We start from the raw sequence: 25,484 nt of genomic DNA, 5'->3' as shown, positions 1-25,484 counted from the left end.
TTTATGGTTCTGTTTTGGGATAGATCTCCCAAAGCTTTGCGCGAAAACAGTTATAGGCCTTTGGCGAGGTATACAGGATGGCGCGCTCGGTCTTTTTATCCTTATCCACCACAATGCGGTGTCCCTTCAGGGCGGCATTTCCGGCCTCCATCACCATCTGTTTTCCCAGTTTTTCCGCGATATTTCGCGCCTGCGCCTGCCAGCGCAGCGCTGCCTCATCCGGGTCGTCCTGCTCCGGGTCGATCGCCTGCAGCCACTGCCGAAAAGGCTGATCCACTGCAAAGTAGAATTGTGCACGGGCGTCCTCCGTTACCTTCTGCTTATCCTTGAACCCTTTCACTTTATTGTAGTCCAATCCCCCGGCAAGCTTCAGTTCCACGCACAGTGTGCCAATGTTTTTGGCAGTTTCTTCACAGCGCTGTACTTCCCGGCTTATCCGCACCGTCCATTTTCGGCCAAGATTGTTTAACGTTGCAAGTTGCATTTCCAACTGGTCAGTATACACATCCTTAACAGATGCTCCCTGATCGTCATATCGTATTCCGACCACACTAATCACGATTTGTTCTTTTTTGCTCAGGATTCGCAGACTTTGCAGCTTTTGATTCCATATCAGAACACCCGGTTTACGGCCCTCCGGGTCTAGCATGGCGGGAAGTTCTCGCCACAGCTGCTTTCCCATCTCATGCTGTTGCGGTTCATAGGTCACCTTTTCATTTTCCTTCGATGTTCTGCGCCAAAGAGTCATTTGCTCGCCAAACGCATTTTCGCTGTCCCAATAGTCTCCGCCCAACACCTCATACCCGACTACACCGGGCATTTCTTCTGAGCGTATCAGCAAAATGCGTCTGGATTGCAGGGTCAAAAGTTCTGCCTGATTTTTCGGCATCACAATCTCAACGCTCTGTTCCGTTCTGGCGTGCTCCCGCTCCCAGCAAGGCAGTTGCTTTTCCCGTAGAGCATCCTGCTCTGTCGAAAACGCCATATTCCGCAGCAGCGTTTCGTACAGATTTTTCCCCTTAACAGCCACAAACCCAATCTGCCCCAGCCAACCAACACCATGCCTTGGCTTATTGCCAGCCTTCGGGCGGCCGCCGCGTTCATCGTATCCATTTTGATAAATCAGCCATCGAGCTGCCTGTGCATAGGTGAGTACCGCACATTCTGCTTTTGAAATGTTCTGAAATAACGGCGTTTTATTACCGCTTTCCGCTCGTTCCCCGTTCAACTTTTTTCCGTCAAACTCAATGCCATTGCTAAGGGTCGGCACCTGCCAGAAGGGGTGTGTCGGGTGGAACAGCCAGAAGCGGTCCTTCCACTGCTCCAGGTAGTCCCGGACAGGCTCTGCCGGGAAATGCCCAAGCTGCCACAGCTCGCTCCAGCGCTCCAGTGCATCATCGCTCTGTGCCAGCGGTTGGGGTTTTCCCTTTGCATTCACGCGGGAAAACACGGTAAACAGCACCGCCAGCAGCAGCCGCAGCATGGCGGCATCCTGCGTGGGTATTTCGCCTGCCAGATCCACATAATCCTGCGCATGGAGCAGTGCGTCCGTCAAAGAAACTTCCTGCACCGTATTGTCTGGCCGACGAACCCGGACCCACGGCTCCGTCAACAGGTTAAATTCGATCTCCTTCATCCGTTTCCTCCTTTTGGTAGGTCAGGCCGTTTTCACGGTCATAACAAAGCTCCATGCCCGCAAGATGGGCGGTCAGGTTTTCGTCCAGTAGCAACACCAGCTCTCCGTGCAGCAGCGGAGACAGCTGCCACGCCGCAAGGCGGCTGCGGTTATCCGCTTCCAACTCCCGGATGACCCTATCCACCTTCCACGCTTTGCCGAACACCGCCGGGAGCCGCAGCTTCTGCCGGGCAATCTTCAGTGCCGTTTCCGGCGGGGGCGGGCTGTCAGCAGCTACGGCGCTGCCACCCTCCTGCCACGGCAGAAAGTGGATGCTGCCGTCTGCCCGACACTGCATTATAAGCACCTCTACCGAGGGGTCGCCGTCCCGCACTGCTGCCCGCGCTGCCGGGTCGGAGCGGGCACCCTCGTTCTGCATCCAGTCGTCCAGCGTATTCAACTGCGCCAGCCGGTGCGTTTCCGGCTGCGGCACAAGGTACGCCTCGGCGCGCGCTTTCTTTTTCTCCTGCGTCTGCTCATATACGCAGCGCATTTCCTCCCCCTGCGCTCCACCGGGAGCTTCCCGCTCCCAGCCGTAGACCTGCTGCACCAGCGGAGAGATTTCCTCCGGCAGCCGGATGCTCCGGGGCAGAAACTTCCGGGTGCGCCAGAGCAGCCACTGTCCATATACCGCCTCGCTGCCCGCATCAAAGGCATCTTCCCCGGTGTCCAGCACCGCGCAGCAGGCCTGCTGCAATGGGGCGGGGCGGCTGCGGCGGTGACGGTGCAACCGTCCGATGCGCTGCAACAGCAGATCCATGGGGCAAAGCTCTGTAACAAGAACATCCAGATCAATGTCCAGCGACTGCTCCATCACCTGCGTGCCCACCACGATCAGGTCGTTCCGGCGCTCCGGTTCAGAGCCCTTGCCAATGCGTGCCATCAGCTGGTTTTCCCGCGCTGCGCGGTCCGGCATCAGGAACTGCGCATGGAACAGCTGCACCTCTTTGTCCGGCAGGCTTTCCCGCAGCAGCTGCGCGATCTTCTGCGCTTTTTTGACCGTGTTGACGATCACTCCCGCGCAGCCGCCCTCTGCCAGCTTCCGGCGCAGCAGCGCGGGCAGCTCCGGCTCTGTGAGCGTGGTCAGCTGCACCGTTTTACCGGGTGCGTCTGGTGGGATGGCCGTCTGCTTTACCTCTGCGCCGTCCGTCCATGTCAGCAGCGGATAGCCGCAGCTGGTTTTCCATGGGGCGTCCGGGACAGCCTTTTTCTGCTGGTAAGCCTCGACCAGTTCCGCGCGCCGCCGGGCAGGCAGGGTGGCTGACAGCAGGATGACCGGCACCTTGTACCAGCCCAGCCATTCCAGTGCGCGGTCCAGATAGCAGTTCATGTAGGTATCGTAGGCGTGGCACTCGTCAATAATGACCACCTTGCCTGCAAGCCCCAGATGCCGCAGCATAACGTGCTTCTGGGCAAGTGCCGCCAGCAGCAACTGATCCACTGTGCCAATCACAAAGTTTGCCAGCAGTGCCTGCTTGTTTCCCCGAAACCACTGGTGTACCTGCACCTGATGCGCTTCCTGCGCGTCCTCCTCCAACTGCACCCCGCGCCCCTGCAGCCGCAGATAGCACTCGTTCAGTTCTGCCATGCCGTGTGCCAGCTTTATAGCCTGCGGCAGCGTCTCCTCAGACTGTGTGTCTGCCCAGCCAAGCAGCCGGGGAAAGATGCCGTTTGCCGTGGCCTGTGTGGGCAGTCCGAAAAAGACACCACCCAGCCCGAACCGGCTGGCCATGACCTCCGCAGCGGCCAGCGCCGCCTCGGTTTTACCCACGCCCATCTGTGCTTCCAAAATCAGGATGCCCGGTTCCGCTGCGGTATCCACAGCCTCCAGAACAGCCTTCTGCACTGCATTGGGCGCAAAGCCGAACCGCACCGCAAACTCCTGCGGGTCTGCGATGCCCGGCTGTGCCTCCCACGGGAAGGGCAGCGCCAGCTTTTCCCAAGCCCTGTCCACCCGCGCCGGGTAATCCTCCATGCTGCCCAACTCCTCTACCGGGATCAGGGGAAAGTATTCCGTATTGCTGGCGATCCAGTCTGCCATGATCAGAAGTCCGGTCAGAAGCACTTCCTCCTGCGGATTCAGATCATCCAACTCCGCTGTGTCGTCAAAGCCGCAGTCCTGCAAAACAGTCATGAGCAGTTCTGTCCAGAAGTCCTCCCAGACCTTTTTCTGTTCCTTGGGGTAGTAGTTGCTCTCCCAACCCTCTAACTGATCATCGACCGCCGCGCAGCTCTGTGGCTTGCCGTGGTGCGCCCCCACAATGGAGGCGATCCCGCCGGGGCAGTCATCCCACAGCAGGACTGCCTCGCCCGCCCGGGCATGCGGCGACTCCCGGCGGTTCTGTTCAGGACAGTCCAGCGGCGTCAACGTTTCCAGCCGCTGCCTCGCCTCCGGCAGGGTGCGCAGGATATTTGCCTGAAAGGCTACCGTAGCCTTGCCTATATCATGGATTCCACCCAAAAACCGGGCATGCGCGAGCAACGCTTCCTCGCGCTCAAAGCCCATGGCCCGTTTTACGCTTTCGGGGAGCCACTGCCGGACTAGCCGCTCCATGATGCCCGCCGTATCCCACAGATGCATCCAGAGCGGCAGCCACAGGCTGGTATTTTCCGGGTCCGTTTTACCGGCCAAAAGCCTTGTTTTATTCAACGTCCTTCGCATTTTTGCTCCTTTTCCGGTGTGTGTGCCTTCCATGTACCGAGCATAACAGATAATGTGTACTATAATCCGTACTTTTTGTATTTTATCTCCGCAAATGAAAAAAGCGGCACACCGGGTCGTGCCTCATCAAAACGAAGTGTCCTCGCAAGGTAAAGAAACCTGCTATTTATAGCCCGGTTCCGTTTTCTGTTTCAAAGATACGCTTCTGCCCTTCTGCTGTCAATGACTCTGCGCCAATTCATCAAAGCTACAAAAAAACGATTTCTTTTTTGTATAAAAAACCGCCCCGGCTTCCATTGCGGAAACCGGGGCGGTTCGTTTATTTTATTGGTGCTTTTTTAAGCCCTTACGCAATCACTTGCGAGGGTTCTTGATTGCAGCCTGAGCGGGTGCCAAAATTACAGAGCGTTGGGGAAGAATGATAATACGTTTTTATCTTCGCGCAAATCCTACTCCAGAAATATTTCCTGTTCGATCGTGACTCCGTATTGCAAAATCTTATCCTTTCTATGCAAAAAAGCTGCCGCACCGGAAAAACCGGCGCGGCAACTCTTTTTGCAGGAACCTGTACCGGCGCTACGGGACGCACCAGCCGCAGGAACACACTTATTTACCAAAGACGGCAACGTAGTCCTTCTGGAACTTTTCAATGCCGGCATCAGTCAGAGGGTGGTGGATCATCTGCTCCAGCACCTTATATGGCACGGTGGCAATGTGTGCACCGGCCAGTGCGCAGTCCGTGATGTGGATAGGATTGCGCACCGAGGCAGCGATGATCTCGGTATGGATGTCGGGGTAATTGCCGAACATCTCTGCAATGGTCTGAATCAGGTCGATGCCGGGCTGGCCGATATCGTCCAGACGCCCCAGAAAGGGGCTGACATAGGCAGCACCGGCACGGGCAGCCAGCAGCGCCTGATTTGCGCTGAAGATCAGGGTGCAGTTGGTGGGAATGCCCTCGCTGCTCAGCACCTTGATGGCCTTCAGACCCTCTGCCGTCATGGGAATCTTCACTACCATGTGCGCAGGATCCAGTGCGTAGATAGCACGGCCTTCCTCGATCATCCCTGCAGCGTCCAGCGTAGTGGCCTTGACCTCGCCGGAGATGGGGCCATCCACAATGGAGGTGATTTCCTTCAGGGTCTCGGCGTAATCACGGCCTTCCTTGGCGATCAGGCTGGGGTTGGTGGTGACACCGGCAATGATGCCCATATCGTTTGCTTTGCGGATCTCGTCCACGTTGGCCGTATCAATGTAGAATTTCATACCTGTATTCCCCTTTTTTCAGCAGACGCTCACTTCAGCAGCGCCTCGGCATGGGCTGCAATGTTCTCGGCGGTCAAACCGTACTCCTTGAACAGATCGGCGGGCGAGCCGCTCTGACCAAAACGATCCATAATGCCCACGCGGTCAAACTTGCAGCTGCACTTACCGGCAATGGTCTCGGCGGTCACACCGCCCAGACCGCCGATGATGCTGTGCTCCTCGGCAGTAACAACAGCCTTGCACTTATTGGCATAGGCCAGTGCAGTCTCGGTATCAAAGGGTTTGATGGTGTGGAAGTTGACAACAGCGGTGCTGATGCCCTTGGCCTCCAGCGCATCCGCTGCCTTCAAAGCTTCCGGGATCATCAGTCCGGTGGCAAAGATCGCCACATCAGAGCCATCCTTCATCACGTTGGCCTTGCCGGGGATAAAGGGGGTGTCCTCCTCGGTGTACACATCGGACACCGGACGTGCCACGCGGATGTACACAGGACCCTTGATGTCGATTGCTGCCTTAACCGCCTTACGGGTCTCAATGGGGTCGCAGGGTACCAGAATGGTCATGTTGGGCACAACGCGCATCAGGGCAATGTCTTCCACGGTCTGATGGCTGCCGCCGTCCTCGCCCACGCACAATCCGCTGTGGCTGCACGCCACCTTGACGTTGGCGTTGACGTAGGCAATGCTGTTGCGGATCTGCTCGTAGGCGCGGCCGGTACCAAACAGTGCAAAAGTGCTGATGAAGGGGATCAAACCGCTGTGTGCCATGCCTGCTGCAGCACAGGTCATGTTGGCTTCGGCAATGCCGAAGTTGAAGAACCGCTCGGGATACTTCTCGGCAAAGATGTTGGTCATGGTAGCGTGTGCAAGGTCTGCATCACAGACGACGACCTTCTCATTCAGACCACCGATATCACGCAATGCCTCGCCGTAGGCGACGCGCATAGATTTACTTTCAGCCATCTACTTCTACCCCCAGTTCTTTCATAGCCTTGATGTACTCTTCCTTATTGGGTGCCTTGCCGTGCCAGCCGACCACGTTTTCCATAAAGGAAACGCCCTTGCCCTTCACGGTCTCGCAGCAGATGAAACGGGGCTTACCCGGGGTGACGGGTGCCTGAATGGCATCCACGATGGCCTGAATATCATGGCCATCCACCTTGACGGTCTCAAACCCGAAGGCGGCAAACTTGGCGCAGGGATCGCCCACCGGCATGACCTGATCGTTGGTGCCGTCGATCTGCAGCCCATTGTGATCCAGCAGAACCACAAAATTGTCCAGACCGTACTTCACAGCGCTCTCGGCTGCCTCCCACACCTGACCTTCCTGGATCTCGCCATCGCCCAGAATGGCGTATACCCGGTAGTCCTTGTGCAGGTATTTGGCTGCCATAGCCAAACCGCCTGCCACGCTGACGCCCTGTCCCAGAGATCCGGTGTTCACATCAATGCCCGGCGTCTTGTTGCAGTCGGGATGGCCCTGCAGGTGGCTGTGCAGCTTGCGCAGGGTCCACAGATCCTCCCGGGGGAAGAAACCCAGATCTGCCAGAATGGCGTACTGTGCCGGGCAGCCGTGACCCTTGCTCAGCACAATGCGGTCACGATCCTCCCACTTGGGGTTCTTGGGGTCCACATGGGCAGTGTTATAGTAGATAGCCATGAGCATCTCCACCAGAGACAGTGATCCGCCCGGGTGGCCGGACTGGCACAGATACAGCATCTTGATAATGTCTGCGCGCAGCTGCTTTGCTTTTTCCTGTTGCATAGCAAGTTCCATAATATGTATCCCTCTCAATCAGATTTGAAGATGTACGTTTTTACGCAGCCGTTGCACCCAGCAGCATATCCGGCAGGAAGGTAACGACCTGCGGGAAGATACAGGTGACAGCCAGCGTGATCAACAACGGAACCAGGAAGGGCAGGATCGACTTGTAAATGCGTTCCAGCTTGATCTTGTTCACGTCCGAAATGACAAACAGGCACACGCCGAAGGGAGGAGTGACCTGACCGATCATCAGGTTCAGCACCACCACAACGCCGAAGTACACCAGATTGTAGCCCATGGTGTCGGCGATGGGCAGCAGCACGGGCAGCATCAGGGTCAGGATAGCGCCGGGCTCCATGACCATGCCAAGAATCAGCAGGATGATGTTGATAATGAACATGACAACCGCCGGGTTGGAGGAAACACCGGTGATGGTGTTTGCGATGAGGGCGGAGATGCCCTCCTTGGCCATGACGTAGGTAAACAGGGTGGAAGTACCGATGATGAACAGTGTGTTTGCAGAGGAGATGGCACTTTCCTTCAGGCACTGCAGGAAGGTTTTGAGATCCATGCTCTTATAGACCAGCACAGAGATGATCAGCGCATAGATGGTTGCCACTGCAGAGGCCTCGGTGGGGGTGAACCAGCCCAGCGTAAAGCCTGCCAGAATGATCACGGGGGTGATGCAGGCGGGCAGCGCATGAACAAACTGCCATGCCAGATTGCGCAGGTTGAAAGCGGTGCGCTCGTAGCCGCGCTTGACAGCGTAGATGTAGATGAGCACCATCATCAGCACTGCCATGACCAGCGCCGGGATCACACCGCCCATAAACAGCTTGGACACACTGACCGAGGCCGACGCGCCGTATATGATCAGCGGGATCGAGGGCGGGAAGATGGGGCCGATGACTGAGGAGGCAGCAGTAACGGCAGCGGAGAAATCATCGTCGTAGCCGTGGTCACGCATGGCCTTGATCTCGATAGCGCCCAGACCGCCGGCGTCGGCAGAAGCAGATCCGGACATACCGGCAAAGATGACCGAGGCCAGCACGTTGGCGTGACCCAGACCACCGGGAATCCAGCCCACCAGCTCGCGGGCGGTGCCGAACAGCTCGTCGGTGATCTTACCGGCGTTCATCAGGTTGCCCGCCAGAATGAACAGCGGAATAGCGATGAGCAGCCAGCTGTCAATACCGGAAACCATCTTTTGACCGATGACCACCAGCGGGTAGCCCAGAGACAGGCAGCCCAGCACGGCAGAGAAGCCGATGGACACCGAGATGGGAATGCCAATGATCAGAAATGCAACGAATGCAAGCAAGAAGAGGATCATGCGGCCTTCCCTCCTTTCTTAGCGGCAATGTGGCCGACCAGCATCTCAAGGCTCTTCAGCGCAATGAACGCACCGGCAATCGCCATAGGGATGTATTGGATGGTATAGTGAACATTGGGCATGGTGGCATAGGTGCGGGAGGCCACAAATCGGTACTGTGCATTGAAGGCCACGATCATCACGACGCCCAGACCCAGACCTATCAAATCGGTGATGTACCACACGATCTCGGCAGCAACACCATGCAGGCGGGTGACAAGGAAATCCAGCCGGATCAGACCGGACTTGTTGTACAGGGGGATGATGCCGATAAATGCCATCCACAAAAACAGAATGCCGCACAGCTCGGTGGTGGGCAGCCAGCTTTGGTTCAAAAAGTTGCGGCGGCACAGCTCGGTCACGATCAGTCCAACCAAGCCAAGGATCATTGCCATAATGATCCACTCAGCCACCTTGGAAATGGTGTCTGTGATCTTTGTCAAAACTTTCATGTTGCCATTCCTTTTTTAAAAAAGGCGCAGGCCCATCCGAAAATCGGCCTGCGCCGCTGCAAATACAACGAGCTTCGGGAGATTCCCGTCTTACTTATTGCCGTAGTTGTAGATGGTATCGACCAGGCTCTGATCATACCATGCCTCGCTGGCATAACGGGTGTAGTATGCGGGGATGTCCAGCTTCTTCTTGAAGGAGTCGATGTCCGGGTTATCGCAGAACTGCACGCCGCCCTCTTCCATGGTCTTGCGGGCAGTCACGTTATCCTCAGCGATGCAGTCAAAGCTGAACTGTGCAGCCTCCTTTGCCTTCTCGCGCAGCACATTCTGGGTGGTCTCGTTCAGCTTATCCCAAGCGATCTTGTTGGCAGCCATGGTGCAGCCCATCCACATATAATTGATAAAGCTGAAGTAGCCGATATCGTCCCAAGTAGCATTTGCTACTTCGTGGTAGGTGGCGTTGTCCTGTGCCTGTGCGGTGCCATTGCTCAAGGCGGTAGTCAATTCGGTCAGAGCCAGTGCCACAGGGGTAGCGCCCAGCGTGCTCCAGCAGTCGGTGTACATCTGGCTCTGGGGCACGCGGATCTTCAAGCCGATCACATCGTCGGCCTTCTCGATCTGACCCCAGCTCTTGACGGTGGAAACATGACGCATACCGTTGTCGCCCTCAGCCAGATAGACCAGATCGTAATCACCGAAGTCGGCAAAGATCTGCTCACCGATGTCGGTGCTGTTCAGCACCTCGTTGGCTTCCTCGGCGCTGGTGAACAGGAAGGGCAGATCCATGACCTTGGCTTTGTCGTAGAAGGAAGTAAAGCCGGAAGTACCTGCAAAGATCAGATCAATGGTGCCCATACGGGTGGACTCGATCGCCTCGGCATCGTTGCCCAGCGTGCCGCCGTACTGTACATCGCACTTGACTGCGCCGCCGGTAGCCTCTTCGATCAGCTCACCGTACTTGATGATGGTCTTGGTGGGCACGCTGTTTTCGCCGCCGGGGCTGTACAGGGTCAGGGTAGTGTTGGTAAAACCGGCATCGCTGCCGCCTGCAGAAGCTGCGGTGGAGCTGGCGGTGCTGGTGGTAGTGCTTGCGGAAGAGCCGCCGCAAGCGGCCAGACCCAAAGCTGCTGCGCCGATACCGGCGACCTTCAGAAAGCTGCGGCGAGAGATCTTTTTCATAACAGTGTCCTCCTGTTTTCTTGGGCAGAAGCATTTTTCGTGCAACTGCTTCTGCCGAATCGTTTGATTGACGAGAAGTCCGACGTTGTAGGATTGTAGGACAATCCATATCTGTGTTTATAGAATACCCTACTTTGCAAAGAATTTCAATTTCCAGAATTACCTAAAAATATATCATTTTTTTATCTCTTTGCACAAAAACTTGTATCTATGTTGCAAAACCTGCACAGATGTAGCAATTTTTCGTCTCAAAAGCGGCAAAACATGTTGCACTGTTCTACAATTTTGCAAAAAAGCACCAGCAGCCGCTCCCCCGCTTTCCAAAGAAGCGGAGCAGCGCCCTGCAGGTGCCTGCGTATGCTTTTTTTACGGGCTGTGCCCTTTTTTCCTCTTATAAGGAGACGTTTCCGTCCCTGGTCATGCTGATCAGATCCTGTGCCACCAGCTCCAGATGGCTGTGCATATAATGCTCGGCGGCATCAGCATCCCCTGCCTGCAGAGCCGCCAGAATTTTGGCGTGGGGCATAATGGCGTTCAAGGCGTTCTGGTTGTGCTGGAAGGTGCGCTGCCGGAAGTTTTTAATGCGCTCACAGGTCTGATGGTTGATCTTGATCAACAGTTGGTTCCGACTGGCTTTGACGATGCTGGTGTGGAAATTTTCGTCATACTTTGCAATGGTGGCAGCATCCTGTTTTTCCACTGCTTCGACAAATTTTTGATGGATGTGTTGCAGTTCCAACAGATCCTCGGGCTGGCTGCGCTCTGCCATCAGGCGGGCAGCCAGCGGCTCCAGTGCGTTGCGCACCTGCACGCAATCCAAAAGCTCCATTTCGTTGGCTCTGAACCACTGCACTGTCTGCTCTGTGCCCGCCTCCTTATCACTTGCCACAAAGGCTCCGCGCCCGGGGCGGATCTCCACAAGCCCCTTTGCCTCCAACAAGCGGAATGCTTCCCGCACGGTGCCGCGACCCACTCCCAGCTGCTTGCTCAGGGTCATCTCCGCAGGGAGCTTGGTATCCACTGCATAGGTACCGTCCACAATACGGTCTGCAATGACCTGCTCCACCTGCTGCACGATAGACACCCGCTTCAGACTGTTCAGTTCTGTTGCCGGTTCTGCCATAAGGACCAGCCTCCTCCTCTTTAATAATACGCAATAGGATATTTTTTGGTACAAAAACAGCCCCCGTAGCAGGGATGTGCAAAGCTGCGCTCCTGTCTTTCTTAGAACAATTATAGCGCGGTCTATTGTATGATGTCAAACACTTTTTGAAAAAACCGGTTGTTTTTTGAGCAAAGAGCTTTAATTGCCGTATTCCACCTGAAATTTGTGAATGAAACACGAAAATTCTTTCATAGTTTGAAAATACCTGTTGACATTTCCATGCGCAGTGTGTATGATAAAGGCAAGATGGATTGTAGGACATCATACAATCAAAAACACTGTCATGAATAGTCTGCATAAAGGAGATATCGTTATGAAGATCGCGCTTATCAACGAAAACAGTCAGGCCGCCAAGAATGGCATCATCGAAGCCGCCCTGAAGAAGGTGGTGGAGCCCATGGGCCACGAGGTGGTCAACTACGGCATGTACGCCGCCGATGACGCTGCACAGCTGACCTATGTGCAGTGCGGCATTCTGGCTGCCATCCTGCTGAACAGCGGCGCTGCGGACTACGTCGTTACCGGCTGCGGCACCGGCGAGGGTGCAATGCTGGCACTGAACAGCTTCCCCGGCGTCATCTGCGGCCATGTGGAGGATCCCGTGGACGCCTACACCTTTGCCCATGTCAACGACGGCAACGCCGTTGCCATGCCCTTTGCCAAGGGCTTCGGCTGGGGCGGCGAGCTGAATCTCGCGTACTGCTTTGAGAAGCTGTTTGGCTTCGGCCACGGTCAGGGCTACCCCAAGGAGCGCGTTGTGCCCGAGCAGCGCAACAAGAAGATCCTGGACGGCGTGCGCGCTGCCACCTTCAAGCCCCTGATCGAGTGCCTGAAGAGCATCGATCAGGATCTGCTGAAGGGCGCTGTGGCCGGTGCAAAGTTCTCTGAGCTGTTCTTCGCCTCCTGCAAGGACGAGGAACTGGCCGCTTACGTCAAGACCCTGCTGTAACTTACCGCACCTGCACGACAAGAAGTTCCGGCAGTACCTCCCTATTTATCATTTTCCCACACAGGGGTCGGTCTGACCCGGTCCCGGAAAAACCGTCAGCGCACGAGAGAAACTTCTCTTGCGGTGACGGTTTTCTTTTTGTCGGCATTGCCGCCCATGGCAAGGCGGCGACGCATGAGTCGTGTTCACTTTTCCGGCAATACCGCATTTTCAACTGGCGCAAACTGAAGGACGGAACGCCGGTCTTTGGCTACCAGTGCAATATGCGAACCGTCAACCCGACCCGTTCCTTCGTTCTGGAGCACAACATGACCCAGCAGCTCAGTTGCGACGCCATTTCCATCCCGGAGTGGAAGCTGGAACTGATGGCGAAGAAGATATTTGAAAAGGTCTGGGGCAATCAGAATAAAGCCATCCTTCGTGCCTGCAAGATGATTGAAAGCTGTCAGAACGGAAAAGCCGCCACACGAATGTCTGCTGCACCGATTCAGGGCCAGATCGAAAAAATCAAAAAACGCAAGCTGAACTACGCTGCCATGCGTGCAGACGGCGAACTGCCACGGGAAGAATATCAAGCCCTTTGCAAACAGGCAGATGACGAGATTGTCCGCTTGGAGCAGGAACTGAAAGCCCTCTCCCCTGCGCCCGAACCGCAGACGGTTTCCTCGGACATGAAAGTAATCTACGATTTTCTCTCTCAGAAGGTCGATGTGCACGGTGCCCGTCTTGCTCCCGAATTGATTGAGCAGTTCGTTGAAGTGGTCACCCCCTTTGCCGATTACGCCTACCGCTGGAAGCTGAACACCGGCTGCAAGAAGTCCAAAGAGGAGCGCACTGATCTGATGGCTGTATCGGAAAAGCCCATCCTTACCTTCACCATCGACTTTGAAACCGCCAAGCGTTACCGGGAAGCCAACAAGATGCCCCACCAGTTCCGCCGTGCAGCGTGGACCGACCTGACTGTGGAGGTGTATCTGTGATGCTTCTGGGAAGCAGCTCTATGTTAAACGCAATTCATCTCATACATGAGCGAACAAATAAAGCCCACCGCCAAAATTGACGGTGAGCCTTATTTTACGCTTGATTTTTAACGATAATTCGCTATAAGGTCCTTATGCTCTCGGGTTTTTAATAGCAGCCTGGGCGGGTGCCAAAATTGCAGAGCGTTCCTCGCTTCATTTGTTCTATGCGATCACCCTCAATCTCATAGCCTTTTTTCAAATCCGCCATGGATCAGAGGACCTACAAAGAATGTGACGAAGGCATTGGGATCTTGCTCGTGAATAATTTCCTGCAGCTCCCCGATTTCATACTTGTTCACGGCACAGAAAAGGATCTTCTTAGGGTGGTTGGTGTACGCACCGTATCCGTTCCAGAAGGTGACGCCGCGTCCCATCTTCTGCAGGATTTCAGTCTGCACAGTGGAAACATCCGTAAATATCAGGGCCGCCACATTGATGTTCTGATCGTGAAACCTATCTGCCACCGTATACAGGATTGCCACAAAGATGATGGAGTACATCGTAGTTTCCAAATCAAAAAGGAATAGGCAGACCGAAAAGAGAACCGCATTGACATAAATAGAAAGCCGTCCGCTTTTAAAATCCGGGTATTTCTTTACCAGACACATGCATGCAATGTCCATGCCGCCGCAGCACCCACTGCCCCGCAGCGCATAGCCGACACCTACACCACAGAGAATAGCGCCGAAGATACAGTTCAGCAGCACATCCTCCACAAGGGGTGCTTTGAGTGGCGGAAGTACTGAGAGAAGCAACGTCTGCACTGCTACCGAGAGCATGGTTTTGATGCAGAACCTGCGGCTCATGACCCGGTATCCTATCAGGAACAGCGGTACATTGATGAGGAAATTGATCATACCAACAAGGTTTGCATCACTGCGGATCGCAATGAATCTGCGCAGAAAAATCTCTATAATCTGAGCCAGGCCAATCACACCGCCAAAGTTGATACCATTGGGGGTGACAAACAGGTAGATACCCAAAGTCAGCAGTGTGGAGCCAAATATCAGATCAAAATACTGCTTATATGCTTTATTCATAGCATTCTTCCCGAATCTTCTGTGCATACCAGCCAAAAGAATCTTTTTTGTAGCGGGCGAGGTCTCCGGTGCCGTCGTTATGTTTATTTACATAGACCAGTCCGTACCGCTTATCCATTTCACCGCCGCCCGCGCTGACCAGATCGATGATGCCCCAGACCAGATATCCCATGCAGGGAATGCCGTCCTCCAGAACTGCTTTTTTCATCTGGGTGATATGAGCATCGAGATACTCCACCCGGTAGGGGTCATGGACGGAACCGTCCACTTCCAGAGTATCCTCCACGCCCAAACCATTTTCCACAATGAACAGCGGCTTGTGATAGCGATCATACAGATCATTCATGGTCACGCGCAGGCCGACCGGGTCGATCTGACGTCCCCATTTCGTGATCTGCAGATACGGGTTGCGCAGGGTAGTAATGGCGTTGCCATCCGCCACATTTTTCAGATGCTCCGGATCCGTGGAAATCAGCCTGGAGGAATAGTAACTGAATCCCAGAAAATCGCAGGTGTTCTGAGCCAGAAGTTCGTCATCACCCGGCTGTTCGTCCAGCGTGATGCCCAATTTTGCAAAGTAATTCCGGGCGAATCCGGAGTAACAGCCGTTCAATTGGACATCCGGAAAAATGTAATTTTTGTTGTTACTGATACGTGCTTCCATCACATCATTGGGGTTGCAGGAATAGGGATAAAAGCTTCCGGCCGCCATCATGCATCCGATTCGGAAATTCGGGTTGATTTTTTTACCGATCCGCACCGCGCAGGCACTTGCCACCAGCTGGTTATGCGCGGCATTGTACACGATCTGGTTGAACTCCGGGTCGTCCTTGTCCACCAGCAGGCCACCGCCCAGATAAGGGATGTGGGTGATCATGTTGATCTCATTGAAGGTCATCCAGTATTTTACCAGATTCCGGTAGCGGTCAAACACGGTGGCAGCGTATTTTTCATACAGTGCGATCAGCCTGCGGTCTGCCCAGGCACCGTATTTCCGGATCAGGGCTTCCGGCACATCAAAGTGGCACAGGGTGACCACCGGCTCTATCCCGTACCTACGACACTCCGTAAACAGCTCCTCGTAAAAACGCAGGCCATCTTCGTTCGGGGCGTTCTCTTCCCCGGTCGGATAGATTCGCGTCCATGAAATGGACAGACGCAGCGCCTTGATCCCGATTTCTGCAAGAAGGCGGATATCCTCTTTGTATCGATGATAAAAATCAATTGCTTCCCGGCTAGGATAATAATCGTACTGCGTTTCCAAAATGTTTCCCGGATGCAGCATGGCATTCCATCTGCCGTGGGCTGCATCCGGCAGAAAGTCAGCAGACGCAGGCAGCCTGCCGTCTTCCTGCCAGGCGCCCTCGCACTGGTTAGCAGCAAGTGCTCCACCCCACAAAAAATCGGACGTCAGTTTCATAATACCTCCAACGCCCCGGGACGCATGCGCTCCCCGGGGCGAACAAAATTTTGAGATCAGTGTTTCTTCAAGATTTCCTCGTCAAAGCCAAAGAGAATTGTAAGTACACAGGATGCTACAATCGTCACGATGATTGCAATAACCATAGCCACGATGGTATCCTCAAAGATCGGCAGGGCAAACAGGGAGGAAGAACCATACTCGTAGTTATGGGCACCCAGCAGAGCGGCCACGACACCACCGATGGCGCCGCCGAGGGAAACAGCCCACATAGGTTTCTTCAGCGGCAGGTTAAAACCGTAAATGGCCGGCTCGGTCACACTAGCAAAGATGCAGCCCACTGCAACGGACAGTGCTTCGGATTTGATTTCCTTGTCCTTTGCCTTGATGGCGATGCCCAGAGAAGCGCCGCCTTCTGCCATGTTGGACAGCAGCATACCGGGGCGGAACAGGGGATCAAAACCATTTTCCGACAGCAGCTGGATCATGGGAGCTCCCAAGGTCATGTGCATACCGGTCATGACCATGTAGGGGAACAGAGCCGTAAACAGCGCAACCGTGATGGGGCCTGCAATGTTATACAACCACAGGATCGCGGCGGTGACATAGGTGCCTGCCAGCTGACCCAGAGGCGCCAGTGCAAGGATCGAGACGGCATAGGTGGCGGCCATTGTCAACGTACCGACAAAGATAGGCTTGAACACACCGGGGATCACTTTGTTCAGGAATTTTTCCACATAATACGCAACGATTGCCAGCAGCAGCGCAGGAAGCAGAGAACTGCCGTATCCTTTCAGGGCAACATTGATACCAAACATGGTGACTGGATCGCCAGCACTTACAATAGCCGTCCATTCAGGAGCAACCAGTGCACCGGCCACGACCATGGAATATGTGGGGGTCGCGCCCAGTTTCTTGGCCGCTCCATAAGCGACCAGAATGGGCATGAAGTAAAACACCGCATTGCCCACGATGCTCAGCAGCGTATAGGTAGAACTGTCCGCAAAGGGAGCATAAACCTTGGAGATCAGCAGCAGGAACACCTTGATCATACCGCCGCCGATCAGTGCCGGAACCATAGGCTGTACGGCAGCGGAAATGTAACCAATCACTGCCTGCCCAACCGAAATCTTTTCGCCTTTCAGGTCACCGTCCAGTTTTTCGTCCACAGCACCGCCATCGCTGTAGCCCAGCTTCAGCACCTCTTCATAAACCTTCAGCAGATCCTTGCCGATGATGACCTGCAGCTGACCGCCCTGATAGGTGACGCCCAGCACGCCATCCAGATCATTGATGGCTTTCTGGTCTACCTTCTTGACGTCCTTGACCGTCATGCGCAGACGGGTCATGCAGTGAAATACGGAAGTAACATTTTCCTTTGCTCCAGCCAACGTCATGATATTCTGCGCCAACTGTTTGAAATCTTTTGCCATTGTAACATCCTCCAAAAAATCTTCCTGGATGGTAACGGACAGAATGTTCCGGTTCAGTTCCGTACCGGAAACCCCATCCAAACGGTTCAGTTCTTCTAGATCTGCCATACCGCTGTCTTTCACAGTGATATACAGGTGCTCTCCGTCAAAACGTTTTCGTGCAACATTGCCTTCACCACCGATGTGATGTATGATAGTTTGAAAGAATGCATCCTGTTTCATGGCTGATCCTCCTGATTTTTTATCTGAAAAACGATGCGGGCCCTGCACCGCTGTTCATTCAATATGTAATAAAAGATCCGGGCACAAAGCGCCTTCAAACTGCCTGAAAACGCAAGCGTTTTCAGGTCGGATGCGCTCTGTCCCCGGATCACGTCCCGCAAATGGCGAGTGCCGCTCCAAGCAACGGAAGCTGTTTATGTATTTTTCTGGCAGACGCGGTTGATATGCAACATCAAATAGAGAAGTTCCTCATCGTTACAGCACCAATTCTCCTGCTTTTGCAAGAAAGCCGCAATCTTTTTAGCACAGATATATGTTTTAGGGTAATCATTGGCCAGCATCTTTACCATGCTGCCGCTCCCCGTTTCGCTCTGAGTACCGCTCATCAGCCGTTGGATGAGATAGCGGATATGCATCGTGAACCGGTAATAACTGTAGCTGTCCTTATCCAGTTTCAGGTTCATTTCCCGCTCCACAATGGACTCCACGCCTTCCTGAATCTCCAACGCCTTTACGAGGGAATGGATCTCGCTGTTTTCGGTTTCAGCATTGATCAAATGCATTGCAATGCTGACCGCTTCGGAATCCGGAAGTGAGACCCCCGTGTATTCCTTCAGGATATCCAATGCTTTTACGCCCAGATCAAACTCATTGGGATACAGATGACGGATATCATAGGCAATGGGGATCGTCAGGTTCAATCCGCTGCGAAAGCGCTCCACCGCAAAGTTCAGGTGGTCGGCCAGCGTCAGCGGCAGGTTGGAGTTAAGGGTCGTATTCAGTACGACCTGCGCATCTTCTGTAATGTCGGCACTCGCCAGAAGAATCTCCTGCGGAAGAGTACTGATCATCTCAAAATAACGCGGGTCGATATCGTAAAACGTGCGGTCTATCCGCGACATATCCGTCAGTTCGTATGGAACCGCCGGAAACCCGATGCCCTTACCAATCACGATCAGTTCCTTCCCGCGGGAGTCCTGAGCAACAGCGGCACTGTTATTGATTTTCCGAACAATTCGCATAGCACCCATCCCTCTCCGTTTCGGATAAAGAAAAAACCTCGGACTGCAGTCACAATTATACCTGCAGGTATAGACGCTCTACCGAGCACTATCCTTTGTTCACAAGTACAACTGACGCTTCCGAGGAATCACGTGTTGTAATAAGATGTTAACATAAAATTCATAGAGATTCCATTCGCCTTTTTTACAATTTTATCGGTCATTTTTTGTGCATAAATACTTCTTCTTTTAACTTTAAACCATTCATAAGTCCACCACCTTATTCGACCGATGTACGCTTTCTTTTCTATTATTGGAACCTCTTTCCGCTTACAAAACAAGATGCAAAAAGCTCCTGGCCTCCATTACAGAAGCCAAGAGCTTTTATCTGCTTTATTCTATCAGATTTTATTTCCGGGGAGACTTAATCGCAGCCTGGGCGGGTGGCAAAATTACAGAGCGTTCGCACGTACTCACATCTGGTACAGTGCCACCATCAGCGGCATCGTGACGATACACAGCAGGGTCGTTACCACATTGATAGCGCTGGCGTAGTCTGCATCTTTGCCGTACACCTGCGCCATCTGGGTCAGTGTGGATGCGGACGGCGTGCAGATGGCAAGCAGTGTAACCAGCAGTATTGTTCTGCCCTCCGGCACTAGTGCTGCAAGGCCGCTGTATTTCAACAGTACGATTCCTATCAGCGGGATGCCCACCAGACGCAGCAGTGTGATCCACCATAGTCTGTGATAGCTCATCAGTTTTTTCAGGTCCATTTCTGCGATCAGCATACCGAGTATCAGCATTCCCATTGGACCAACCATGCTGCTGATCGAATCCACCGCATCCTGCACCGGTGCAGGCAACTGGATCTGCAGCAGGAACAGCAGCACCCCAGCAAAAATGGCGATCATGTTGATATTGGTCAGAATCTTTTTCAGGTCGATTCCTTTTTCTCCGCAGAGCTTCATTTTAGCATGGCTCCACAGCAGAAAAAGCTGCACCGAAAGAAATGCGCTGGTGTAAATGACCCATTCCTTGCCCAGAATAGCCGTCACAATGGGAATAATAAGGTTCCCTGCATTGGAATAGATCAGCGAGGTTTCCTCTACACCATCCAGTTTCAGCACCTTGCCCAGAAAGCCGACCACCACGATCAGCACCAGATGCAGCAGCACTGCCGTAGCCAGTGCCAGCAGCAGACCGTTCAGAATCTCGGGCTGATACTTCACCTGAAACGACGAGATGATCACACATGGCATGACCAGATACAATGAGATCATGGAGAGCACCTTGCTGTCCCGACTGCGGACGATGCCGCAGCGCACCAGCACAATGCCCAGAGCCATGACCAAAAACAGAGAAAGGATCTTTTTTGCCAGAATCAAACTTATCATATCGATATTCCTTTGCGGCAGCTGTTGTACGTGCTGCACCCTCACACAAAAAATCAAGTGCAGTATTTTTCTTGTTGTTTTGAAAAATACTGCACCGATCTTTTTTATTTGATTAGTCCTCGGCGGGAAGTTCCAGATCCTGTCCGTTGGAGGCGATCACCTTTTTGTAATACTCGAAGGAATCTTTCTTCCGACGCTGCAGGGTTCCGTTGCCCTGATTATCCTTATCCACATAGATAAAACCATACCGTTTTTCCATCTCGCCAGTGCCGGCACTCACGATATCGATGGGCCCCCACCAAGTGTAGCCGAAGATATCACAGCCGTCAGCCACAGCCTGCTGCAAAGCTTCGATGTGCTTTTTGAGGTACTCCATGCGGGCAGTATCGCGGATGCGGCCATCCGAGTCAATGGTGTCTGCCGTACCAAGGCCGTTTTCAGCAATGAACATGGGCTTCTGGTAGCGGTCATACAGTTCGTTGCAGACGAATCGCAGTCCCACCGGGTCGATTGGCCAGCCCCACTTGGATTTTTCCAGATAGGGATTGTCCGCACCTACGTGACCGCCCGTATTGGAGCGGATCTTCATGCCAGCAATGTGGGTAGAGGTCATGTAGTAACTGAAAGCCAGATAGTCGTTGGTGTTCTGTGCAATCAGCTCAAAATCACCCGGCTCCATCTGCACCTGTACGCCCAGCTCTTCCCACTTGCGATCGATGTAAGAGGGGTAACGGCCGCGCAGCATCACATCCGAGAAGAACAGCGAACGCTGACGAAGCTGATAGGTTTCCATCACATCCTCCGGGCGGCAGGTGTTGGGATATGCTGTGCTCAAAGACAGCATGCAACCGATCTTTGCACCCGGTATCATCTCATGGCAGGCTTTGACAGCCAGTGCATTGGCCACAAACATATTGTGTGCAGCCTGATACTGCCGCTGCGGTGCATTGACATCATCTGCCACCACCATGCCGGCTGCCAGATAAGGCAGCTTGAGGGTGTTGTTGATCTCGTTGAAAGTCATCCAGTACTTGACCTGATCCTTGTAGCGCTCAAACAGCACCTTGCAGTAGCGCTCAAAGAAGCCGACCAGCTTGCGGTTGTCCCAGCCGCCGTACTTTTTGACCAGCGCCAGCGGAGTCTCAAAGTGAGAGATTGTGATCACCGGTTCAATGCCCCAGCGGTGCAATTCCCGGAACATATCCTCGTAGTAGCTCAGACCCTTCTCGTTGGGCTCGGCATCGTCGCCGTTCGGGAAAATGCGACTCCATGCAATGGAGGTGCGCAGGCACTTCATGCCCATCTCGCCAAACATGGCAATGTCTTCTTTGTAGTGATGGTAGAAGTCGATGGCTTCATGGGAGGGATAGACGCGGCCCTCATGCAGCTCCAGCGCCGGGTCCAGCTTGATGAAACGATCTTTGCCGGTCTCCAGCAGGTCGCAGATCTCCAGGCCCTTTCCATCTTCCAGATAAGCGCCCTCGCACTGATTTGCCGCCAGTGCGCCGCCCCATAAGAAGTTTTTTGCAAAGGTTTTCACGGCAGTTCTCCTTTTATCAGTTCTGAGCGGCCTGCTCTGCTTCTGCCTGCTTATTGGCAATGATCATGAAGGGGACATACACCAGAGTTGCCAGTGCCAGACCAATAATCTGCACCACAACACCCTGCCAGCCGTGGCCAATCAGTGCACTCAGCAGCACGGGCGTACCAAAGGCAACGTCAACGGTGTTGCAGGGCATAAAGCCAATCGTGCTTGCAAACAGTGCAGTACCGGAGCACAGCATAACAGAGAGGATGGAGGGAATCAGCATGGTGGTGTTCAAAACCAGAGGCAGGCCAAAGACCATGGGCTCGCTGATGCCGAACAGTGCGGGGCCAATGGCAACTTTGGCAACAGCGCGATAATCTTCACGCTTGGACACCAGGAAGATAGCCAGGCAGACGGGCAGAGCCACCGGCAGGGCAACGAATGCGACCCAGAAGCCGTAGGTGATGGGAGAGGACGGGGTCTGACCAGCGGCCACAGCAGCAACGTTTGCAGCCAGAGCAGCAGCCAAGAACGGGTCACGCACAGGCTTGATGATCAGGTCGCCATGGATGCCCAGGAACCAGAATGCACGGCAGACCAGAATGATGATGAACAGACCGGCAGGGCTCTGGAATGCGTTCTCCAGAGGATGCTGGATGGTGGTGTAGATCCAGTCGGTCAGGTACTGGCCGCTGATCTGACGGAATGCGTAGCCGCCAATGGAAACACCCAGCAGAGTGAGCACGATGGGGATCAGAGAGTTGAAGGAAGTGGTGATCGCTGCGGGCACAGAATCCGGCATCTTGATTTTGAGCTTATCGAAGGTCATCAGGAAGGCGAACAGCTGGCTTGCCAGAATGGCGACCAGCATACCTACGAACAGCCCCTGAGAACCCAATGCTGCACCGGGCAGGCCACTGGCGGTACCGGTCTTGTCGTCCACCACCACAGAAACGATCTGCGGGCAGATGGTCAGGTAGGAAGCCAGTGCCATGATGGCAGAGATATGCTCCGGCACATTGTTTTTCTTGCCCAACTTGAGGCCAATCAGGAACACGATAGGCAGGGTCATGCAGGACAGCGTTGCAAAGTTTGCAGCGGTGAAGATGGGCTTCAGTGCTTCCAGTGCGGGGATCCACTTGGCAAGGCCAGTCGTAGTGCTGCACAGGATCGTATTGAACAGGCTCATAAACGAGCCAACGATAACGAACGGCATGTAGATGGTGAACGAATCCTTGATTGCACCAAGGAACTTGTTTTCGTCCACTTTTTCGGCCACCAGGCTCATGCCATCAACGAACTTGTCGCTAAATTTACTCATGTTTTTTCTCCTCCAAAAGGGATTTTCCAAACAACTCAGCCGTTGTTCACCAGATCCTCGGCCTGCTTCAGAATGGCAGCACCGTTGCAGCGGCCATAGGCCAGTGCATCAATGACCGCCACCGGTGCACTGTCACCCACAGTTGCCTTGACCTTGCGCTGCAGATGGCGCACCTGCGGGCCCAGCAGCAGCACATCAAAGTTGCCAACGTTCTCCGCAATCTTGTTCTGATCCACAGCCCAGATCTCATAGTCCTTGCCCTGCTCCTTTGCAGCGTCCTTCATCTTCTGGACGACGACGCTCGTGGACATTCCCAAGCAGCAAGCCAGCATGATTTTCATAACGATTCTTCCTTTCTTGTGTTCCGTGTTTATTTATGATTCTGCTTATAGAGTTCAATGAACTCTTCTGCAAAATCGATGGACATGATTGCCATGGTCAGGTGATCCTCTGCGTGGATCAGCACGATGTTCAGTTCCACGCTCCTGCCCTGAGCTTCGCTCTGCAGCATATCGTTCTGTACATCGTGCGCCTTGGCCATCTGCTCTCTTGCTTCGGCCAGATTTTTTTCGGCCTGTTCAAAATTGCCGTTGCGGGCCTCCTCGATTGCCATCAGTGCCAGCGATTTTGCATCACCAGCGCAGGCGATAATTTCAAATGCAACTTCGTACTTCTCGTCATCAACCATTTTCTTGTTCCTCCAGTCCTTGTTCTTTTTGTCTCAGCAGCCCCAACAGGACCTCGAACCGGCGCTCTGCGATCAATTTGCAGATGCAGGCTTCATCGACCATAAGCTGCGCAACAACCTGATAGAATTTTTGCAGTTTTGCGGTGGCATCGTCCGCGATGGACACCAGAAATACCACCTGTACCTTTGCTTCGCCCCACTGCACGGGCTTGTCCAGAATGGCAAGGCAGACGAAGGTATCTTTGCTGACTGCCTTCCACGGATGCGGCATTGCCACCAGCCCACCAAACGAAGTGGCGGCCAGCGATTCCCGCTTTTTCACGAGCTGTAAAAAATCATCCGGCAGCTTTTTTTTGCCACACACGAACCGGCACATCTGTTCCAGTACCTGCTCCCGTGTTTCGCAGTTGAGATGTGGCAGAAACAGCTCCGGGCTGAAATATTCTTCCACAGTCCCCTTTTTGCCCTGCATCAAGAGCTTTTTCATCTGGGTCAGTTCTTTTTCGGTGGGGAAGAACTGGATCTGTCGGATGGGCACCGGAACATAAATGGGAATAGGCACCGTGGAAAACACATAGTCGATCTTACTGAAGTTCACGCTCCGCAGCCCGATCACGTCACAGGTCTGTACCCGGCCCAAATTCTTGCCGAATTTCTGCTGGTAGCGGTAAGCCAGCAGCTGGGCGCTGCCTTTGCCGCTGGCGCAGACGATCAGGATGTTTTTAGGTGCCCACTCTTTGGCCTTCTGCCGTTCCAGTGCCAGCGCAAAGCTGACGGCGATATAACCGATCTCGTCCTCCTTGATGGGGTTCGGGCTGACGTCTTGCAACACGCTGCACGCCTGCGTGGCCATCTCGTAGGCCAGCGGATACTCCCGCTTGATATCCTGCAGGATCGGGTTCTTCATCCGCATCCCACTCTTGATCCGCGCCAGCAAGGGCACCATGTGCATGCACAGGCCCATGCGCAGTTCCAGATTGTCCCGGAAGTCGATGCGGAACGCCTCGTAGATATGCTCGATCATATCCGATACGATGCGGTTGACCTCCTGCGGAATCACCAAATTTTCATCCGAGGTCATTGCGTTTGCCCGGTACATCTGTTTGCCGTTCAGATGCATAGCAATGTAGTAGACCTCCGGCAGTGGAAAAGCCACGCCCGTCATGTTTTCGATCTGCACGGCGATGTGGCTGGCCACTTCTAGGATTCGCTCCGGAAGGTCTGCCTGCATGCCATCCGAGCTTTCTATCGCGTGCCCTGTGCGGATGCGCTCTACTGCGACCTCAAGGTGGACCGCCAGATTATCCAGCGCCATCGTGGACATGGCGAACTTTTCTTTTTCCAGCACCCGGCTGACCAGCTCCTGTATCTGCTGCTCGACCGGGCGGCTCTCGTCCCGCTGCGCCGCAATGCAGATCCTACGGTTCGTCTCACTGCCCACCACGCAGATGCCGTAGCCCGGTTTGCGGCGGATGCTCAGCCCGTATTCCGCCAGCTGCCGCTCCACTTCGCGCAGATCGTTGGAGATTGACCGCCGCGACACGAAAAACTGCTCGCTCAGATCATCCAGCTTGGAATAGCCATCCTTTTCCAGCAGATACTGCCTCAGCCGCTGTATCCGCTCCTGCGCGTCCTGCGGGATGCCGGCCCGTTCTCCCTGCTGTGGTTTGCTGCCCGACACATACGTCTGTGCATCCGTGATCTCAATGCCGAACCCCCTGCCGGGTTTGGCTGTGATGCAAAAGCCATTTTCCTGCATTTCCTTTGCGTAGGTCTTAATCAGGCTACGCACTGTTTTGCCGCTGAGTTTCAGCTGTGCGGCCAGTTCATCCGCCGTCATAGGGCCACTTTTGTCCAGTATTTCAGCGATCGTCCAGATCCGCTCGTCCATCTTTTCACCTCCCCCAGCCTGTTGATTAGCACATTTA

At 54.1% G+C, this 25,484-nt stretch carries 21 protein-coding genes; 2 read left to right on the top strand and 19 right to left on the bottom strand.

What is annotated here, in order from left to right:
* Position 1: 1 nt before the first annotated feature.
* The 9 genes from casA to DWY76_RS03555 form a co-directional block, all read right to left on the bottom strand.
* Positions 2 to 1,636: a type I-E CRISPR-associated protein Cse1/CasA gene (gene casA / locus DWY76_RS03595; RefSeq protein WP_120079854.1), complete on the bottom strand. Its 1,635-nt coding sequence runs from the start codon at positions 1,634 to 1,636 to the stop codon at positions 2 to 4.
* Positions 1,617 to 4,307 carry a CRISPR-associated helicase Cas3' gene (gene cas3 / locus DWY76_RS03590; protein WP_243111906.1) on the bottom strand — a complete coding sequence of 897 codons (2,691 nt, stop codon included), beginning with the start codon at positions 4,305 to 4,307 and terminating at the stop codon, positions 1,617 to 1,619. The genes casA and cas3 overlap by 20 nt, the downstream gene beginning before the upstream one ends.
* Before the next feature lie 636 nt (positions 4,308 to 4,943).
* Complete coding sequence (gene fsa, locus DWY76_RS03585; RefSeq protein ID WP_120079850.1) at positions 4,944 to 5,603, bottom strand: fructose-6-phosphate aldolase; 660 nt, start codon at positions 5,601 to 5,603, stop codon at positions 4,944 to 4,946.
* 29 nt (positions 5,604 to 5,632) lie between these two features.
* The gene (locus DWY76_RS03580; protein ID WP_120020427.1) at positions 5,633 to 6,565 is read right to left on the bottom strand and encodes a transketolase family protein; all 933 of its coding nucleotides are present in this window, start codon (positions 6,563 to 6,565) and stop codon (positions 5,633 to 5,635) included.
* The gene (locus DWY76_RS03575; RefSeq protein ID WP_120020428.1) at positions 6,558 to 7,379 is read right to left on the bottom strand and encodes a transketolase; all 822 of its coding nucleotides are present in this window, start codon (positions 7,377 to 7,379) and stop codon (positions 6,558 to 6,560) included. The genes DWY76_RS03580 and DWY76_RS03575 overlap by 8 nt, the downstream gene beginning before the upstream one ends.
* Before the next feature lie 40 nt (positions 7,380 to 7,419).
* A complete protein-coding gene (locus DWY76_RS03570) occupies positions 7,420 to 8,700 on the bottom strand; it encodes a TRAP transporter large permease (protein WP_120079848.1) in 1,281 nt (426 codons plus the stop codon).
* A complete protein-coding gene (locus DWY76_RS03565; protein ID WP_120079846.1) occupies positions 8,697 to 9,191 on the bottom strand; it encodes a TRAP transporter small permease in 495 nt (164 codons plus the stop codon). The genes DWY76_RS03570 and DWY76_RS03565 overlap by 4 nt, the downstream gene beginning before the upstream one ends.
* Before the next feature lie 90 nt (positions 9,192 to 9,281).
* Positions 9,282 to 10,370, bottom strand: coding sequence for a TRAP transporter substrate-binding protein (locus tag DWY76_RS03560; RefSeq protein ID WP_120079844.1), 1,089 nt, complete (start codon positions 10,368 to 10,370; stop codon positions 9,282 to 9,284).
* 391 nt (positions 10,371 to 10,761) lie between these two features.
* Complete coding sequence (locus tag DWY76_RS03555) at positions 10,762 to 11,493, bottom strand: FadR/GntR family transcriptional regulator (RefSeq protein WP_120079842.1); 732 nt, start codon at positions 11,491 to 11,493, stop codon at positions 10,762 to 10,764.
* A gap of 355 nt (positions 11,494 to 11,848) precedes the next feature.
* Between DWY76_RS03555 and DWY76_RS03550 the strand changes: the two genes are divergently transcribed.
* Complete coding sequence (locus tag DWY76_RS03550) at positions 11,849 to 12,484, top strand: RpiB/LacA/LacB family sugar-phosphate isomerase (protein WP_120079840.1); 636 nt, start codon at positions 11,849 to 11,851, stop codon at positions 12,482 to 12,484.
* Positions 12,485 to 12,747: 263 nt separating this feature from the next.
* On the top strand, positions 12,748 to 13,464 hold the full coding sequence (locus tag DWY76_RS03545) for a hypothetical protein (RefSeq protein WP_207665817.1): 717 nt from the start codon (positions 12,748 to 12,750) through the stop codon (positions 13,462 to 13,464).
* 224 nt (positions 13,465 to 13,688) lie between these two features.
* Here DWY76_RS03545 and DWY76_RS03540 read toward each other — a convergent pair whose 3' ends face one another.
* The 10 genes from DWY76_RS03540 to DWY76_RS03490 form a co-directional block, all read right to left on the bottom strand.
* Positions 13,689 to 14,573: a YitT family protein gene (locus DWY76_RS03540; protein ID WP_243111917.1), complete on the bottom strand. Its 885-nt coding sequence runs from the start codon at positions 14,571 to 14,573 to the stop codon at positions 13,689 to 13,691.
* Positions 14,539 to 15,966: a family 1 glycosylhydrolase gene (locus tag DWY76_RS03535; RefSeq protein WP_120079838.1), complete on the bottom strand. Its 1,428-nt coding sequence runs from the start codon at positions 15,964 to 15,966 to the stop codon at positions 14,539 to 14,541. The genes DWY76_RS03540 and DWY76_RS03535 overlap by 35 nt, the downstream gene beginning before the upstream one ends.
* Positions 15,967 to 16,022: 56 nt before the next feature.
* On the bottom strand, positions 16,023 to 17,621 hold the full coding sequence (locus DWY76_RS03530) for a PTS transporter subunit EIIC (protein ID WP_097800920.1): 1,599 nt from the start codon (positions 17,619 to 17,621) through the stop codon (positions 16,023 to 16,025).
* Positions 17,622 to 17,815: 194 nt separating this feature from the next.
* Positions 17,816 to 18,643 (bottom strand): PRD domain-containing protein, encoded by an 828-nt coding sequence (locus DWY76_RS03525; protein WP_120079977.1) that lies wholly within the window; start codon positions 18,641 to 18,643, stop codon positions 17,816 to 17,818.
* A 452-nt stretch (positions 18,644 to 19,095) separates the two neighbouring features.
* On the bottom strand, positions 19,096 to 20,019 hold the full coding sequence (locus DWY76_RS03515) for an AEC family transporter (protein WP_120079834.1): 924 nt from the start codon (positions 20,017 to 20,019) through the stop codon (positions 19,096 to 19,098).
* Positions 20,020 to 20,131: 112 nt separating this feature from the next.
* Positions 20,132 to 21,559 carry a family 1 glycosylhydrolase gene (locus tag DWY76_RS03510; protein WP_120079833.1) on the bottom strand — a complete coding sequence of 476 codons (1,428 nt, stop codon included), beginning with the start codon at positions 21,557 to 21,559 and terminating at the stop codon, positions 20,132 to 20,134.
* A 16-nt stretch (positions 21,560 to 21,575) separates the two neighbouring features.
* A complete protein-coding gene (locus DWY76_RS03505) occupies positions 21,576 to 22,868 on the bottom strand; it encodes a PTS transporter subunit EIIC (protein WP_120079831.1) in 1,293 nt (430 codons plus the stop codon).
* A 35-nt stretch (positions 22,869 to 22,903) separates the two neighbouring features.
* On the bottom strand, positions 22,904 to 23,209 hold the full coding sequence (locus DWY76_RS03500) for a PTS sugar transporter subunit IIB (protein ID WP_097777204.1): 306 nt from the start codon (positions 23,207 to 23,209) through the stop codon (positions 22,904 to 22,906).
* A gap of 29 nt (positions 23,210 to 23,238) precedes the next feature.
* Positions 23,239 to 23,556 carry a PTS lactose/cellobiose transporter subunit IIA gene (locus DWY76_RS03495; protein WP_097777203.1) on the bottom strand — a complete coding sequence of 106 codons (318 nt, stop codon included), beginning with the start codon at positions 23,554 to 23,556 and terminating at the stop codon, positions 23,239 to 23,241.
* A complete protein-coding gene (locus DWY76_RS03490; RefSeq protein ID WP_120079829.1) occupies positions 23,549 to 25,447 on the bottom strand; it encodes a PRD domain-containing protein in 1,899 nt (632 codons plus the stop codon). Before DWY76_RS03490 ends, DWY76_RS03495 begins: the two co-directional genes overlap by 8 nt.
* Positions 25,448 to 25,484 lie beyond the last annotated feature (37 nt).

Origin of the sequence: Faecalibacterium sp. AF27-11BH (assembly GCF_003603005.1) — a bacterium.
GTDB lineage: Bacteria > Bacillota > Clostridia > Oscillospirales > Ruminococcaceae > Faecalibacterium > Faecalibacterium taiwanense.
Note: the sequence above shows the minus strand (reverse complement) of the source record. Positions and strands in the feature narration are given on the sequence as shown.